Below are 17,313 nucleotides of genomic sequence, written 5' to 3' on the forward strand. Positions count from 1 at the left end.
TTTTTTCAAAATGCAAATATAACTGCATTTTTTTGCAAATTGCAAAGCAATAGGTAACTCCATGTTAGTTAAAGAGCAGATCAAACGATTAATATATTTAGGGCTTTATGCGCTTTACACGCGTATTAAGCTTTTTATTATTCCGTTTTGCATTGTGCCTCTTGTTGTTATTTTCATGGGGCTGACTGCTCAAAAACAATATACCAACCACGCAACCATTTTGATTGAAGAATCTGCACTTTTAAATCCGTACTTAGATGATCTGTCTTTTTCATTTCAGTTATCAGATCGTATGGCAGCACTTAGAACTTTAGTTATAAGCAGAAAAGTACTTATTGCTGTCGCTAAGGAAACTAATTTAATCGCAGAAGATGCAACGCCAAAACAAGTTGAAGAAATTCATCAAAAGCTCTCTAAAGCTCTCTCTTTGTCATTAATCGGCGATGAATTAGTGCGTATAAACTTTATATGGCACGACCAAAGTCAAATGAAACCTGTACTTGAAAAAGTGGTAGAGAAATTTATTGAACGCTTACTTGCGCCAACTAAAGCCTCTTTAGATACGTCAGAACAATTTTTCTTTCAACAACTTGAAGGGTTACGCCAAGAGTTAGAAGTATCTGAAGAATCTCTTGCTAAATTTAAAAGCCAAAATAGCAATACATTACCAACGGTTTTACATAGCAACCGCGAAACATTCGATAAATTATTATCGGAAAAACAGCAGAAATTAATTGCTCTTTCTGGTGCTAAAGCAAAGCTCAATGCACTAAAAAATAAAGTAGGGCAAGCTAATCCAATCCTAGGGAAGTTAGAAGAAAAAATTATTCGTACAGAATCTGAATTAAGTCTACTGCGCACTCGTTATACAGATAAGCACAGTAAAGTTATTGAAAAAACACGTACTTTAAAAAACTTAAAAGCGCGTCAGCAGTCATTACTTGAATCAAGCGAAGATTTAGATACCTCGAATTTAGATCAACTTTGGCAAATGGTTAATACCTTGCCTTCGGGTGAAAATAAAGAATCCAGTGTATTGGTTTCTCAGCTGCTTGCCTTAGAAGAGGCTAAAAATAACCTGCTTCAACAGGAACAAGAATTTGCAATGCTAGAAGAACAGGTAAAAGAGGTAAGCGAGAGATTGTTAATTACCAGCGATGTAGAAAAACAGCTAAGAAAATTAGAACGAGATTACGAAGTTAAACAATCGTTGTACAAAGATATGTTAAGCCGATACGAAATGGCAAAAGTAACAGGAAAACTTGTTAAATATGAAGGCCCAGACAAAGTAAAAACAATTGAACGCGCCTATAGCCCAACGCAACCAATCAATACCTCTTTAGTCATGACAATCGTGATTGGAGTTGTGCTTGGAATGTTTACAGGTGGAGCAAGTGTATTTGTTGCTTCACTTTGCGACAGCCATCTAAAAGATATTCAAACTATTGAAAAGCTTAGTAATGCACACGTAGTAACTGTCCTGCCAATTATAAACAGCAGTGCATCTAACAAGCATATTGAAGGAGAACCTTTATGAAGGTAATGCACTTAGTACAGCATTTAGAAGTTGGCGGCCTAGAAAAAATGGCAATTACGCTATTAAAGAATAGTCAATATAGCCAAACAACCATCATCGTCTCGTTAGAAGGTGATAAGGAGTCCGCAATCAAACAATGGCCGGAACTTAGCAATTATAAAAGCAGTGTTTTTTGTTTAAATAAAGCACCTGGCTTTAAAGGTTCGGTTATAAAAAAATTAAAGGCGCTTATAAAAGAGCAGCAAATAGATATTATTCATAGTCATCATATAGGTCCATTACTGTACGCTGGTATTGTGTGTTCATTAACAACTAAGCGTATTCGCCATGTTTCGACTATTCATGATGCTTGGTATTTAAACAATATTAAGCAACGTTTTTTCACCAGAGCTCTTAACTTATTAACACATATTCATTGGGTAGCAGATGCAAACATCGTAGCCAATGAGTTTCAATCAAAAACGTCAATCATACCTCAACAGACAATTTTAAATGGTATTGATTGCGAGCAATTTAAAGCAATAGATAAATCATGTGCACGCCAGCAGTTAAACTTACCAGAAAATGTTCAGTTGATCGGGTGTGCAGCCCGACTAATTGAAGGTAAAGGGCATAAAGACTTAATACATGCTCTCATTTATTTGCCTGAGAATTATCACCTTGTATTTGCAGGCGATGGTGACCAGAGAGATTTACTCCACAAAGCTGTTGAAAGCTATGATTTAAAATCGCGAGTACATTTCTTAGGAAATATACACGACATGAGAGTTTTTTACTCTAGCATCGATGTTATGTGTCTATATTCGAAACGAGAAGGTCTGCCCCTGTCTATCATTGAAGCGATGTCATGTGGAGTACCTATTGTCGCATCTGATGTAGGTGGTATTCACGAAGTTGTAACTGATAAAGAGGGGGAATTGATTGCAGCAAATAACTACAAGCTAATTGCCCCTGCAATATTACGTACTTTGCAATTACCAAACGGAAATCCTATTCGTCATCATGCTATTGCTGTTGCTGATGCACGGACCATGAGTAGTCAATATGACAATTTATACACAGCGTTAGCGTGATGGGAGGCTATGATGACAATTTTCAGTATCGTATTTTTAGTATTAGTATTCGTTGCAATTTACCACCATGTTGGATATCCAATCATGGTTAATTGGGCTGCAAAAAGTCACAAATCTAAACACAAAAATAGCAAGGCTGACCCTAAAACCTATCAGCCAAATATTGGTATTTTAATGTGCGCGTATAACGAACAAGACCACATAGCAGAAAAGTTACATAACTTAGCCTCATTGTTATATGACAATGATCATTACAGCATACATGTCTATTTTGATGGTTGCACAGATGCGACGGTGAACAGAGCTTATGAGGCTCAACGTGTTTTACTGAGCCATGGTGTGCAATGTTTTTTCCATGTTAGGGAAGAGAACAAAGGTAAAGTGCATGGATTAAATACATTAATGGGGTTAGCTAAATTTCAAAATGATATTTTATTGTTCACTGACGTGAGCGCGCTATTGAGCATTGATGCTTTAAATAAGGTCGCCGATAAATTTAGTAATCCAAAAGTTGCAATTTCTACGGGAGTGTACACACTTGATGATAGGGCTCCAGATGCACAAAAAGCATATTGGAAGTATCAAAATCAGGTAAAACTATCTGAGTCCGAGCTAGGTGCAGTAATTGGTGTGCCTGGTGCCATGTTTGCGATGCGTTCAACATCGGCAATAGAGCTTGATGATAACACTATTAATGATGACTTTATTTTATCTATGAATGCGCTTGCACAAGGTGGTAAGGCAGTATTAGATGAAGACGTTGTTATTTATGAGCGTGAATGCGATTTACAACAAGAAGACTACAAACGTCGTATCCGCCTTGGAGCAGGGAATTGGCAACAAATTAAGTCCCTAAAACAGCTTCTAAAGCCTCAACTTGGTTGGACGAGTTTAAACTTTTTTTCGCATAAAGTACTGCGCGGCGTGATGCCGATTATCTTAGCGTGTATCTACTTGTGTATTTTATTCGAAGCTGCATTCATGAAAACCACATGGGCAGTGTTTTTAGCCATAGGCATTTTAAGCTTACACGGTGTTGAGCTGTTAAAGAGTGTTTTTAATATTAAAATACGCGTACCCATTTTGGATAAAGTAAACTATATTTTAAACAGTTATTTTCTGTCTTTATATGGAATTATACGCTACGAGCTAGGGTACTTTAATGCCCCTTGGCGACGTGTGAGGGATAACAATGTGAATCGTTCTTCTTGTGAGATATCTGGTAAGTCGCTTGTGAAGGTTATAAAGCGTGGCTGTGATGTTATCGGTGCATTAGTTGCAATCGCTCTCGTTTGGCCCATTTGTTTATTTGCCGCTATCGCAATTAAATTAACTTCTAAAGGCCCGATTATTTTTAGCCAACTTCGTGTCGGTGAAAGCTCAGATGACTTTGTCAAATTATTTAATGTATATAAGTTTCGCTCTATGGTTGTTGATGCTGAATTAAAATCAGGTGCCGTATGGGCGAGTAAGGATGATCCACGAATTACTCCTATTGGCAGATTTATGAGAAAAACGCGTATTGATGAGTTACCGCAATTAATAAACGTTCTTAAAGGGGATATGTCATTAATTGGTCCAAGACCAGAGCGTCCAGTTTTCTATGCAAAATTAGAAAAAAATATCCCCTATTTTTGTCAACGAACTTATGGCGTAAAACCTGGTATTTCGGGTCTTGCCCAAGTAATGAATGGCTACGACGAATCAATAGAAGATGCTCGCAGTAAAATTGGTTGGGATTATGCTTATTCACTTAGTATGTCTACGCCATTAGCATGGCTAAAATTAGAATGCTCAATAATTGTCAAAACGCTAATGGTTGTTTTTACAGGAAAAGGCCAATAGTTTTATGGTCAAAATCAGTTGCATAATGCAAATTAATTCTTATAAATTAATTGCATTATGCACAAAGTAAATAAAAACTTAAAATTATCAATATCTTATATTCTGGCATTTAAGTTGTAACAGTAAGATTAACCAAACCATCTTAAAGGTAGAAAATCATGACTAATACAACTAAATCTGATGCAAATACCACATTCATCACTTTACCAAATGATTTCTCTGGCTTAGCAGTCGATAGCTTCAAAGATCAGTTCGAAACGGTAGCCACGAGTGAACAATTAAATGTGGTTCTGGATTTTAGTGACACCACCTTCATCGACTCCTCAGGTATTGGTGCGATGGTATTTTTATATAAACGAATTGAGAAAAAAGGCCAAAAGCTTTCTTTACTGAACGTTTCAGGTCAACCACATAAATTAATGAGTTTACTAAGAGTAGATAAAACCATCCCATTCATTGAGCAAGCTGACATCGCGTGAGGTGAGTTATGAAGCACATACTAATAACAGTTTTACTGATTATAATTGGCGGATGTGCTTCTTGGCCTGATGAAGGACAAGGAGGCTGGGCCGAAAAATACCAAAATTACCCATTAACCGATGAACAAAATGAGCTTATTTACGATACACAAGAAACAGTGGTTTTGAGTGAGTTCGAACATCACGTTTTGAAATTAGATTTGTTGAAAGCTCAAGGCATCAAACAATGTATGCCCGCTCAATTGCTTAAAGCTCAAATTTATGAAAATCGTATACGTCGTTTAATCGCAGCCCAAATGTGGGAAGACGCAGAGCATGATCTTTTGATCCATTACCACGGCCTAAACCAGTTATCAAAACACTTTGAAACAGTTAATGCGATGACGCAATGTGCTGGCCCAACGGAAAATGAGCAGGTGATGACTGCATCATTGAAAGAGCAGATCACTGAGCTGCTAAATAGTGACAATCAATTCTCTTTTAATGACTTTCAAGTAACACCTAAATACATCTCTCGATTATCACAAGCGGCTGACTTAATAAAACAAGTAGATAAAATCAACTTATTACTAGTAGGGCATACAGATATTAGCGGGCAACAAACCAATAACTATGAATTAGCATTGAAACGTGCAGAGACGGTTAAACATTGGTTAGGAATTTACGGGGTTAATCCAGCTACGATTACAACGCTCACACAAGGTAGTTTATCACCTTATAGCAATGAGCTCGACTCAAATGCTAAACGCCACTCAGATAGACGTGTAGAAGCGATAGTTATTGATATTACTGACAAAGATACGAACAAAAAAGTACATGCATTATCCAGTTGGACCAAAGTTTTAAATGGTCCTAAGGGGCAATAATATGAAACAATTAATTTTAATATGCTTACTTATGTTCTCAACACTCGCTGTTGCAGAGCAAGTTCAAGTCGGAAACAAAATATATTTATACTTACCGGGTGAAGTAGAGTTTGATGAACCATTTGAAGTTGCCAAAGATGGCACCATCACTTTACCTGAGCTTGGTAAGATTAAAGTAACTGGCGCTGAACTTGCTGAAATTGAACAGCAACTACGTGCTGCATTAAGCGAAGTCTATGTTGCGATGGACGATTTTTATGTCGAAATTCGTTCTAGAGATATTTTTATTAATGTTATGGGTTATGTGAACGACCCATCTCAAGTCAGTATTCCCCGTGATGGTAATATCCAAATGGTCATTGCACGTGCAGGTGGCTTGAAACCAGGGGCACAGCTAGACAGACTACAAATTCGTCGCGGTAACGATGTAATAGAATTCAATTACAAAGCCTATTTAGATTCAGGCAACATTGACTTATTACCCCAATTACAAAGTGCCGACACAGTATTCGTACCTGTATCACCACTATTAGGCAATGTACAAATCGATTTTGATGCGCAAACATTAAGTGCATCCGGTGATGCCAGCGATAATAGTGCAATCACCTTACTTGGTGAAGTCCACAATCCAGGTAGTTTTTCATTCAAAGAAAATATGAGTGTATTAGATGCATTGATGCGAGCTGAAGGCGTAACTCGCTACGCAGATGTAACCAAAATTCGCGTTATCGTAGACAAAACACCTGTTGTTTTTGACCTAAAAGCGTATTTGGATAAACCTAACAACGATACAATGCCTGCATTAAAAGCTGGTTCTACGATTTACGTGCCTATCATGGTTGATGATGTAAACACTACATCACGTACCGTCTACATCATGGGTGAAGTACAAAAGCCGGGTGCTTATGAGGCCGGCGATAGTACCAGCTTTTTAGATATTCTTGCGAATGCCGGCGGGCCGACTCGCTTTGCAGAAACTCGCCAGATTAAGATTTTAACGCCATCGGGCGAAAGTATTTTATTCGATCTGCAAGGCTACAGTGAAGGAATTGTGACTGTAAAAGTGCCTAACTTAAACCCAGGAGATGTGATTTTTGTTCCAGAAAAGACTGACCAAAATGAAAAAAGTTGGTTGAAAGTGCCACCAAAACGCGCAATTAAAATTATCGGCGCAATCCAATCACCGGGCCGTTATGAATGGAGTCCCGAAATGGATTTCACAGATTTACTTGCGCATGCAGGCGGGCCAACTAAAGGCGCAAATATCAATGATATAAAGATCGTTCGTAACGGTGAAGTCACTAAACGTTTCGATTTAGAGCAGTATACAATTAATGATGCAGGAAACTATGAATTACCCAACTTGATTGCTGGCGACACTATCATTGTTGAGGAACTGCCAGTTGATCCTGCTGATAATAAATCGCAATGGATCCGCCAAGAATCAAGTAAATCTATTTATATAATGGGGCAAGTTGGTTCTCCTGGCCGCTATGCATTTAATACCAATATGCATTTTATTGATATTTTAGCCGCGGCTGATGGTCCTACAGATAATGCAGATTTACGTAATATTCGTATTACCCATCGTAATGGAAACACTGCAAAGGTTAGTAAGTTAAACCTCGCACTTTATTTTGAAACAGGCGATGAAACACTGTTTCCACACGTTTTACCAGGCGATACCATCTACATTCCTGAAAAAGATAAAGATTGGTTACGTACCCCTAAAGAGCAAGTAGTGCGTATTATGGGGGCTGTTGAAAAGCCTGGTCGTTACAGCTTTGATGACACTATGACGGTACTTGACGTACTAGCAGAAGCAGGCGGTCCATCAAGCTCTGCACTCATAGACAAAATTGTGGTGGTTAATCATTCATGCTGTAAAGAGCAGTCTCGTGTATTTGATTTAGAAGAGTTTGTTAAGAATCCGAATTCAGCGTATATCCCTGTGTTACGTGCCGGCGATACGCTTTATGTGCCAGATAAAGGTCAGGATTTAATTAGCCAATTTAAATCTAACTTTCTCGACTTCATAACAGTAATCGCTTTAGTGGTGGGCCTATGAAAATGATACCTTCTCAATACCAAGAGCTTGAAGCAGTTTGTAATGAAATTGATAACCTTAAAGCTCGCTGTATTTGTTTTATATCTTTAACAGGAAGTGAGGGTTCAACTTCCTTATGTACTAGCGTTGCAACAAGACTATGCAATCAATCAAAAAAAGTTTTGATCATTGATTTGAACCCAATTTCGCCTTTTAAACTTGATCAGAACCAAAGTACTGACGTTGGGCCATGGTGCTTTAGTGATATAAGTTGTCAATTGAATATTATTAGCACAGATCACGTTGATATTTTAACTATGCAGCATCTAAATGAGCTGGAATCAGTTAAAAACAAATCAATCCTAAACGATGCAATTGAACGAATAAAACAAGAATATGACTATGTGTTTATTGATATGAGCCCAGCACTTAAGTGTAATCGAGGCAATGTACCATTACATGCGCTAAGCTTATGTACTGACATGACATTTTTGACTGTTTCATTAGGTTTAAATGATGAAGAAGCACTGTGCCATGGCATTACAAATCTAGAGCAAGCAGGATTGACTGAGATTAAAATTGTAGTCGCACAGCATAACTTTGCTCCACTGGGTACACGTTTGATTGAGTCACTTAAAACGCGCCAACATAAATGGCCTAAACTTTCTAATTACCTAATAAATAAAATAATTAAACAACGTTGGTTGTTTACTGCATATTGAGAGACAAATGGACTGCCTTTATCAAAAGAGTTATACGCTAGATTGGCCGATAGTGAGTGAGATACGGCATGTTTTAAAACATATCCTTACTGCAATTAGTGTCAAGCACCAAGACATTGATGCTGCAGGCCTTGTAGCAACCGAGTATTTAACTAATTTACTACGCCACACAAAGAAAAATGATAAGCCTTTGTTATTTAGTATATTTAAAGTATCAAACCAGCAGTTACGAATTGAATTTAAAGATTCATTTAAAAGTTATGATATTTTTAATAATCACTCATCAAATTGGGAAATAGACAGCGGTGAGCTTGTTGAAGGGGGGATGGGGGTTGCGCTTATCAAGCATTATTTTCCTAATGCTAGCTATAATACTCATCATCAATTTAATACATTTTCTTTCTGTTTAAACAATATCGATAAGCGGCCAACATTGATATACATTGATGATGATAAGTCACAATTGGCTCTGCTTAAAGCCTATTTATCTGAACATTTTCAAGTAATTTGTTGCGAAGACATTGAATCAGGTTGGCAAGAGATCCTTACCTCAGGTGCGACGATTTTACTGTTAGACCACAAGCTTAAAAATGGTACGAGTGAGCCGCTATTAAAACGACTAAACCAGTCAAATCTAAAAATTAATTTATCAGTTGTTATGCTCACGGGGGATGACAGTGAAGAGTTGATAAAAAGAATTAATATGCTCGGCGTTGATGATTATCTAGTTAAACCTGTTACCAAAACTAGATTACTGCAAAGTATTGAAAGAATTGTTCATCGGTTCTCTGCTTTAAAGTACTTTGTTAATGAGGACCGAGCACCAACCAAACGCGAGTTAGAAACGTATAACGCTTATAATTTTGGCTCAATTATAAGCCAAATGGGGGGAGATTTTTGTTTGTATCCCCACCAGCATAGCAACGCCGTGGTAATTGGCGATATGATGGGACATGGTCTAGTCGCTTTAAAAGAGAGCTTTGCTATTAAAGGTTTTTTAAGTGGTTGTTTAGCAACAGAGATCCCTTTAGAGACCGTACTACCTATGTTGAATAGAGCCCTTTCTGAGCAGCGCTTATGTAAATCAAGCTTAGTAACCTTGTTGATAATTTATATCGAAGATAACCGTTTACATTGGTTCAATGCGGGTCATCCTGCGCCTTGTGTTATTAATAAACAAGGCCGTTTAGAGCAGCTAGTTGGCACAGATCCTTTGCTTGGCCTTAATGATCAACATCAATTTAAGCATTACCAATATGAACTAGCTGAGGTTGAGCACATATTAATCTTTACAGATGGTTGGTTAGATAACCAGCACTTAGATGAAGTGGATCAAATAGTATCGAAATTAAACGCAAACAAACTCTACAATGAAGATTTTGCATATGGTTTATGGCAAGCCAGTCAAGTGAAGTTATCTGAAGAAGTTGATGATGCATCACTCATTGTGATCAACAAACACTAAAGTTTGAGTTTACAAACTGAGCGATTTCACACTAAGCTATTAGTAAGGTTTTGTATCATAATCACTTTATCTCAACAGCTATTAAAATAAGGACATACCAATGCCACCTAAAATTCTCATTGTTGAAGATACTGAGTCACTGGCTTTAATGTACCAGTCATACTTAATACCCACGGGTGTAAATACGCGCATCGCTTACACCGGCGAGCAGGCGATAGCTGCTTTAGAAGAATTTCAACCAGACCTGATCATATTAGATGTCATGCTGCCGGATATGAATGGCCTTGATATTTTATCATCATTAAATGCTGATAACTCTCCGCAGGTAATTGTCTTAACAGGCCATGCAACAAAAGAAATGGCCATTAAAGCAATTAAATTAGGTGCGAGTGACTTTTTAGAAAAACCCATTGAAGCGGATCGTTTTCGGATCACTGTAAATAACGGATTAAAACTAAAAGACTTAAAGCAAACCGTAAAAACATACAAAAGTACCTATGAGAATGGACAGTACTTTGATTTGATTGGCAGCTCTGCTGAAATGCAATCTGTTTACCAAATTATTAAATCTGCCTCAGCAAGCAAAGCAACCGTTTTTATTACTGGTGAAAGTGGTACAGGAAAAGAATTATGTGCCCGTGCAGTGCACCTGGCATCTCCGCGTGCAAATAAACCCTTTGTTGCTTTGAATTGTGCCGCAATTCCTAAAGATTTAATTGAAAGTGAGATTTTTGGACATTTAAAAGGCGCATTTACAGGGGCCATTGCAAACCGTGAAGGGGCTGCCGGCCAAGCTGATGGAGGAACTTTATTTTTAGATGAGCTCTGCGAAATGGATATTAATCTTCAGAGTAAACTCTTGCGCTTTATTCAAACTGGTTGTTATCAGCAAGTAGGGAGTGAAAAAGAGGTTAAAGTTGATGTACGCTTTGTTTGTGCAACAAATCGTGATCCTTTGCTTGAGGTTAAAGAAGGGCGTTTCCGCGAGGATCTATATTATCGTTTACATGTCATTCCTATCACTTTACCACCTCTTAATCAACGTGGCAGAGACGTTATTGAGATAGCAGATGCCTTATTCAAAAAAATTAGTAAAGAGGAAGGGCGTAGTTACAGGGGCATGTCTGATGCTGTTAAAAACATGTTTTTAAAATACAGTTGGCCGGGTAATGTTCGACAGCTAGAAAATACAATTAGAAATATTCTCGTACTTCACAATGAGGATTATATAGAAACAAATATGATCCCTGCTTTACCTCATAGCCAAAACCAGTCAGTCGAAACGGCAGCTTCTGAACCAAGTCATAGGGTTAAAACACAATTTGAGGATAGTACGCCTATATCTTCAGAAATAATTTCAATTGATGAAAAACCAGCAGAGTTTTCTCAGTCAGATATAGAACCCCTTTGGTTAGTTGAAAAACGCTATATAGAACAGTCTATCGATGCTTGTGATAACAATATTCCAAAAGCAGCGGCCTTGTTAGATGTGAGTCCTTCAACACTTTACAGAAAAATCAAGAGTTGGGAGGAAATGCAGGTAAGCTAGCGGTATAAGCCTTATTTAATTGTTCAAATTGCTGTTTACCTGAAAAGCGTTGCTCAACTAATTGCTTAGCATTTTTGAGCATATTGCGCTTTTGCTCAGCACTGAGTGATCGTAAGTAATTTAATTGGTTTACTAATGCATCAGTGCTTGAATCAGACATTAGTAAGCCATTTTTTAAATGCTCAATGATTTTAACAAGTTGGCCAACAGGTGCAGAAATCACTAGTACACCATTAGACATTGCTTCAAGAACAACCATAGGTAAACCTTCAGCCCTTGAACAAACAACCAATACATCTAAATGTGGCCATATTTGTTCTGGCTCACATTGCCCATGATAAGTTATTGCTGTTAAATCTAATTCACTTGCCATTGGTCCATCACCAAACATATGAAAATTAAGATATTCAGATGAAAACTGTTTAGCAGTCTCAATAAATATATCAGGGGCTTTCTCGTAAGATAAGCGGCCAACAAAGCCAACGTTAATTGGCTCTCTCTCAATGTTTATTGAGTGCTTAGATTTATTATTCAAACTGATAAAGTTTTCCAGTAGTTCTGCTTTGTAAATCTGTTTTGAAAGAATATCTGAAACGGCAAAATTAAATGAAAAGTAGCTTAAAAGCTTATCAAGCCTGTTATATAAATAAACGAGTCCCTGACCTTGCTCACCGGCATGGTAAGTAGATATACAACGGCGATTTTGCATTAAGCAAGCGAGCTTGCCTAATATACTTGCTTTATAACCATGAGTATGAAGTAACGAGCTAGATGGTAACTCTTTGATAATTTTGTATAAATCTAAAAAACATCCGCCCGCAAATTGGTAGTCAATATTTGCATTATCTAAACGATTGTAAAATGCGATGTTATTATGATCTTGATAAAACAAAACTGAGCTTTTAATATTATATTGTTCAAGCAAATTGCATAGGGCGATGATATGGCTTTCGATGCCGCCAATGATACTTGAATCTACAAATAAAATAACACTGTACTTCATATCTACTCCAAGGAAAAAACATGATAGATACTGCTACATTTGCACAATTGCAACAGGATGTTGGTGAAGACCTAGCAAAACAGCTACTACAAGTGTACCTCACTGAATCCACACAAATTGTTAACGATATTGCTGATACAACAAAACAAGCAACTATTTCTTTAAATGCTCATAGTCTGAAAAGCAGTAGCCGAAGCTATGGCGCGCTTTCTGTAGGTTCTATTGCTGAACAAATTGAGCACAAAGCCAAAGCTGAACAATTCGATCATGAATTGCATGATTTAATCGAGACACTGCAAGACCAATTTTCACTAACACTAAAGCATGGAAATAGCTTGATCAGTTCGGCTTGATTTATCAGCCTCCAAAATTAATGGCATTTTAAGTATCTCACCAAAAACTGTACTAAGTTGTTCAATATCATGTTGCTGATTTGGTGTTCTAATCACATCATCAAAATGTGAAACAATTTCGCTAAGTGCGTCGTGTGAAATACTTAAATCACAAAATGAATATCCCAGCATACTTTCAAGCCAATCAACGGGTTTTAAATCTAATGATTTAATTACACTTGTTTCTTTTGCAATATTTTCTATAAACACTCGACACGCTGAAGTCATGTTAATTGCTTGAGTGATATCTTCTACAAGCATAGCTGGCATAACACTGGTTATTAGGCTACCAGGACCAATTAAAATTAAGTCAGCATTATGTATTGCTTCAACAGCACCTGGAGCCGCATTTACATTTTGAGATAGAGTGACATATTCAGGTAACTGAGTTAGCGAGTCTATCTGGCATTCACCAATAATTTTTTCACCGTTTGGTAAAACAGCTAATAAATCGGTTGGCTCATCAGACATTGGCAAAATGGTTTCAGAATTGCCCAACATCGCATTGAACCAAGCAATTGCCTGAGTCGCAGAGTTAGTTTGTTGTGATAATCCTAGCAGTGTTAAATTACCTAAACTATGACCATCTAACTCACCGCCTTCAAAGCGATGGTGAAATACTTTATGTACTAATGAGTCATCATCGGCAAGTTGTAGGCAACAACGTCTTATATCACCTAAAGCAACGCCCCCCTGACTATTTCTTAGTTTTCCTGTACTACCACCATTATCAGTTGTTGCGACAATTGCAGTGAGTTCTGCGCAATGTGGTCTAATTGCACTAAGCATATGAGATAAGCCGTGGCCACCACCAATACATACAATTTTCATTTGATTCACCCTAATTAGTTCATACCAATTAAAAGCATAAGGCATACCATTTTTAAGATTTAGCTAATATGATGAAATATCGATAATTTTTTAAAAAATATATGGATGAATCTAATTCTTTTTTCTATATTTGCATTATGCGATGCAATTTTTGATAGGAAAAGCCATGGCGGGTATTAACTTAGAGCAATTACCAATTGTGCTAAGACAGTTTAATGGAATAACAGAAAATCAAACTGTTAAGAAAGAACTTCAAGTTTTACTGAATCCTTATTTTAGTTTTAATGAGCTTTGTTTAATTAATATTGAAAACAATAAAGCATCAGTCGAAATGCGTACTATGAAGTATTTCGATTTTGAAGAAACATTGTTTATTGATGCTTTGATTGATGACTCAATGTTATGGGTTGAGATTAACAATAGCAGCATGTTTAGAACCCCAAGCAATGTAGAGAGTGCTTTAGTCTTTCAAGTAAAAACAGGATTTGGTAAAGCTCAATGCCTGGTATTTTTATCTATTGAACCAGGAGCTTGTTTTAACGAACTTGAATCAATGCCATTACAAATTTTACTTCAACAAGTTGCACATCAATTAGAACATCAAACGAGGCTTAACAGGCAAAAATTTCATTCGACTTCACTATTAAGCCGTTTAGCTGAGCTTTCAAATCTATTTAATGACTTTGCCAGTGAATGGTTTTGGAAAACCACAGAAAATAATCTGTTTACAAACGTATTAACCTCAAACGAAGCAAATAATCTATACAAAAGGCATTTCCTGAATAAAACATTTGACGATGTAATAACTGAACATGAACAAACGCAGCTAAAAAAGTGGTCTCAATTTAAACACTTATTGTCAGAACAAAATGAATTTATAGATTTTGAATTTGAGATAAATTCATCACCTCAAGCTTGGGTGTCTTTTAGTGGTAAACCGCAATATGATGCAAATGGCCATTTCAAAGGTTATATGGGTATTGCAAAAGATATAACAGTAAATAAAGATAGAGAGTATGCACTTAATCTAGCGAAGAACAGGGCTGAAGAAGCCAGTCTTGCAAAATCGCAATTTTTAACTGTTATGTCGCATGAAATAAGAACCCCAATGAACGCCATTGTTGGCATGTTAGAACTACTCGCTGACTCTGAGTTAAATGAAAAACAGAGTAGGTGGTTAAATTACGCTAATACTAGTGCAGACCTTCTTCTAGATCTGATAAGCGATGTTTTAGATTTTTCAAAAATCGAAAGTGGTTCACTGCAACTTGATGTCAAAGCGACAGACATTTACACATTGGTTAAAAATATCGCTTCTCAATTCTTAGAAACAAGCCAAAGCACGGGCGTTATTTTTTCATCTGAAATAAAAACGGAATTACCTAAAACTATCGATATAGATAGTGTTCGCGTTGGACAGATCCTATTTAATATTTTAGATAATGCGATTAAATTTACTAAAGTTGGTACTGTTAATTTTAAAGTTGATAGTACCGAAAAAGAACTTATTTTTGAGATCTCAGATACAGGGCAAGGTATGTCTCAGTCTCAACTTGAGACAATCTATGACGCTTTCAAACAACATGATGATGGCGTCAACAGGCAAGCTGAAGGGATAGGTCTTGGGCTGAGTATTACAAAAAGTCTGGTCGATCTTATGAAAGGAACTATCACTGTTGTTAGTGAGCCTAACGTAGGCACTAAATTTACGATAGTGATACCCTTTACCTTGGTAAAAGAGACCACTCACACACAGGAACAAGAACAGTCACTTGAGCCGATTTCTATTTTAGTAACAGAGGATAATAAAACGAATCAAGTATTAATTAAGACATTCCTAGAAAAACTTAACCATCATGTAACACTTGCAGATAACGGCCAGCAGGCAATTGAAAAAGTGCAAGCAAGTACTTTTGATTTGGTTCTTATGGATATGATGATGCCGGTTATGGATGGAATAAGTGCAACTAAGTACATGCGCGAGAAACTAAACCTCACCATACCTATTGTGGCATTAACTGCAAATGCTTCTAAACAAGATAAGAGCGCTTGCTTAGAAGCCGGAATGGACAAAGTGCTTACTAAACCAATCAGATTTCATGATTTAAATCGTGCTTTACGTATTTTATTCAGCCAATAAGAAAGCCCCAAATTGGGGCTTTAAAATAAACAATGCTAATTTTACAACACCATTGCCGCAACCCAGCCAGCAATCAGTAGTGGAATATTAAAATGGATAAAAGTAGGCACGACAGAGTCCCAAATATGGTCGTGTTGCCCATCTGCATTTAGGCCAGATGTTGGGCCAAGTGTTGAATCAGAGGCAGGGGAGCCTGCATCACCTAGCGCACCAGCAGTTCCAACCAGTGCCGCAGTAGCCATAACAGAAAAGTTTAGTTCCATACAAAGTGGTACAAACAGGGTGGCTATAATTGGCACTGTCGAAAACGAGCTACCAATGCCCATGGTGATTAATAAGCCAACGAGTAAAATTAACGCAGCGGCAAGGGGTTTGTTACCCTCAATCATTCCTGCGGCAGAGCTAACTAATGAAGCTACATCACCGGTTGCTTTCATCACTGAAGCAAAACCTTGCGCCGAAATCATAATAAAGCCAATCATCGCCATCATAGCAATGCCTTTACTAAATACATCGCCGTTTTGCTCAAGTTTTACAACACCAAATAAGGTAAATATAGCTACCCCAACAAGACCACCTAGGATCATAGAGCCACTAATATTTTGTGCCACTAATGAACAAAGTACGGCGGTAATTCCCACTGCTAACACCTTTTTAGGCTGTTCAATGACAACCTCTTGCTGTTGCTCTGTTAGGCTGTGGGACTCGTAACTACGGCGTTTTCGATAAGATATAAACACCGCAACCAATAAACCAAATAACATGCCAATGGCTGGAATGATCATTGCTATCGGCACTTGAGTATTAACAATCTCTAAGCCATTTTCAGTGAGGTTTTTGTGTAAGATTGAATATAAGTAGATGCCACCAAAACCATAAGGTAGCACCATATAAGAGGTGGCTAAGCCGAAGGTTAAGATACACGCAATGGCACGTCTATCAAGGCGTAACTTGTTAAAAACAACAAGTAGGGGCGGTATTAGAATTGGGATAAAAGCTATATGTACAGGTATCAAATTTTGCGACGAGATCGCACACAGCAAAATAATACTCAATATAAGATAACTAAGCGTCGTTTCGCCTTTGTGGCTATTCTCGTTTACTTGCTTTAGTAACTTAGACGCTAAAATACGTGTTAAACCTGACTTAGAAATAGCAACCGCAAATGCACCTAACATCGCATAGCTAAGTGCTATTTCAGCGCCGCCAGATAATCCATCATTAAATGCATTAACGGTTTGTGATAAACCAAGGCCTGCGGTCAAACCCGCAACAATTGCGCTTACCGTCATCGCCACAATGACATTAATTCGACAAAGAGTCAGGATCAGCATCAACATAACGCCGACAATTACTGCATTCAT

The 17,313-nt window shown here is 37.5% G+C and carries 14 protein-coding genes; 11 read left to right on the top strand and 3 right to left on the bottom strand.

The features are described from left to right. The first annotated feature begins 61 nt into the window (after positions 1-61). The 9 genes from AOG27_RS15070 (at position 62) to AOG27_RS15110 (ending at position 11,583) form a co-directional block, all read left to right on the top strand. Positions 62-1,537 carry a GumC family protein gene (locus AOG27_RS15070; protein WP_054553831.1) on the top strand — a complete coding sequence of 492 codons (1,476 nt, stop codon included), beginning with the start codon at positions 62-64 and terminating at the stop codon, positions 1,535-1,537. After that, entirely contained in the window at positions 1,534-2,610 is a 1,077-nt protein-coding gene (locus AOG27_RS15075) for a glycosyltransferase (protein WP_054553832.1), read from the top strand. Before AOG27_RS15070 ends, AOG27_RS15075 begins: the two co-directional genes overlap by 4 nt. Before the next feature lie 9 nt (positions 2,611-2,619). Further along, positions 2,620-4,455, top strand: a complete 1,836-nt coding sequence (locus AOG27_RS21915; RefSeq protein ID WP_327077889.1) for a sugar transferase — start codon at positions 2,620-2,622, stop codon at positions 4,453-4,455. 158 nt (positions 4,456-4,613) lie between these two features. After that, positions 4,614-4,934, top strand: a complete 321-nt coding sequence (locus tag AOG27_RS15085; protein ID WP_054553834.1) for an STAS domain-containing protein — start codon at positions 4,614-4,616, stop codon at positions 4,932-4,934. 8 nt (positions 4,935-4,942) lie between these two features. Beyond that, positions 4,943-5,800, top strand: a complete 858-nt coding sequence (locus tag AOG27_RS15090) for an OmpA family protein (protein ID WP_054553835.1) — start codon at positions 4,943-4,945, stop codon at positions 5,798-5,800. A 1-nt stretch (position 5,801) separates the two neighbouring features. Then, on the top strand, positions 5,802-7,868 hold the full coding sequence (locus tag AOG27_RS15095) for an SLBB domain-containing protein (protein ID WP_054553836.1): 2,067 nt from the start codon (positions 5,802-5,804) through the stop codon (positions 7,866-7,868). Beyond that, positions 7,865-8,569 carry an AAA family ATPase gene (locus tag AOG27_RS15100; protein ID WP_054553837.1) on the top strand — a complete coding sequence of 235 codons (705 nt, stop codon included), beginning with the start codon at positions 7,865-7,867 and terminating at the stop codon, positions 8,567-8,569. The genes AOG27_RS15095 and AOG27_RS15100 overlap by 4 nt, the downstream gene beginning before the upstream one ends. Positions 8,570-8,576: 7 nt before the next feature. Further along, positions 8,577-10,034, top strand: coding sequence for a SpoIIE family protein phosphatase (locus tag AOG27_RS15105; protein ID WP_054553838.1), 1,458 nt, complete (start codon positions 8,577-8,579; stop codon positions 10,032-10,034). 100 nt (positions 10,035-10,134) lie between these two features. Continuing rightward, a complete protein-coding gene (locus tag AOG27_RS15110) occupies positions 10,135-11,583 on the top strand; it encodes a sigma-54-dependent transcriptional regulator (RefSeq protein ID WP_054553839.1) in 1,449 nt (482 codons plus the stop codon). Here the strand turns inward: AOG27_RS15110 and AOG27_RS15115 are convergent. After that, entirely contained in the window at positions 11,552-12,586 is a 1,035-nt protein-coding gene (locus AOG27_RS15115; RefSeq protein ID WP_054553840.1) for a glycosyltransferase family 4 protein, read from the bottom strand. The genes AOG27_RS15110 and AOG27_RS15115 overlap by 32 nt on opposite strands. 20 nt (positions 12,587-12,606) lie before the next feature. On the opposite strand from AOG27_RS15115, the gene AOG27_RS15120 reads away from it, so the two are divergent. Further along, a complete protein-coding gene (locus tag AOG27_RS15120; RefSeq protein ID WP_054553841.1) occupies positions 12,607-12,939 on the top strand; it encodes an Hpt domain-containing protein in 333 nt (110 codons plus the stop codon). Here the strand turns inward: AOG27_RS15120 and AOG27_RS15125 are convergent. After that, positions 12,904-13,809 (bottom strand): gluconeogenesis factor YvcK family protein, encoded by a 906-nt coding sequence (locus tag AOG27_RS15125; RefSeq protein ID WP_054553842.1) that lies wholly within the window; start codon positions 13,807-13,809, stop codon positions 12,904-12,906. The two genes, AOG27_RS15120 and AOG27_RS15125, sit on opposite strands and share 36 nt — an antisense overlap. Before the next feature lie 166 nt (positions 13,810-13,975). On the opposite strand from AOG27_RS15125, the gene AOG27_RS15130 reads away from it, so the two are divergent. Then, the gene (locus AOG27_RS15130) at positions 13,976-15,949 is read left to right on the top strand and encodes a response regulator (RefSeq protein ID WP_054553843.1); all 1,974 of its coding nucleotides are present in this window, start codon (positions 13,976-13,978) and stop codon (positions 15,947-15,949) included. Between the two features lie 41 nt (positions 15,950-15,990). Here AOG27_RS15130 and AOG27_RS15135 read toward each other — a convergent pair whose 3' ends face one another. Further along, a complete protein-coding gene (locus AOG27_RS15135) occupies positions 15,991-17,313 on the bottom strand; it encodes a Na+/H+ antiporter family protein (RefSeq protein ID WP_054553844.1) in 1,323 nt (440 codons plus the stop codon).

The organism is Pseudoalteromonas lipolytica, assembly GCF_001306915.1.
GTDB lineage: Bacteria > Pseudomonadota > Gammaproteobacteria > Enterobacterales > Alteromonadaceae > Pseudoalteromonas > Pseudoalteromonas simplex.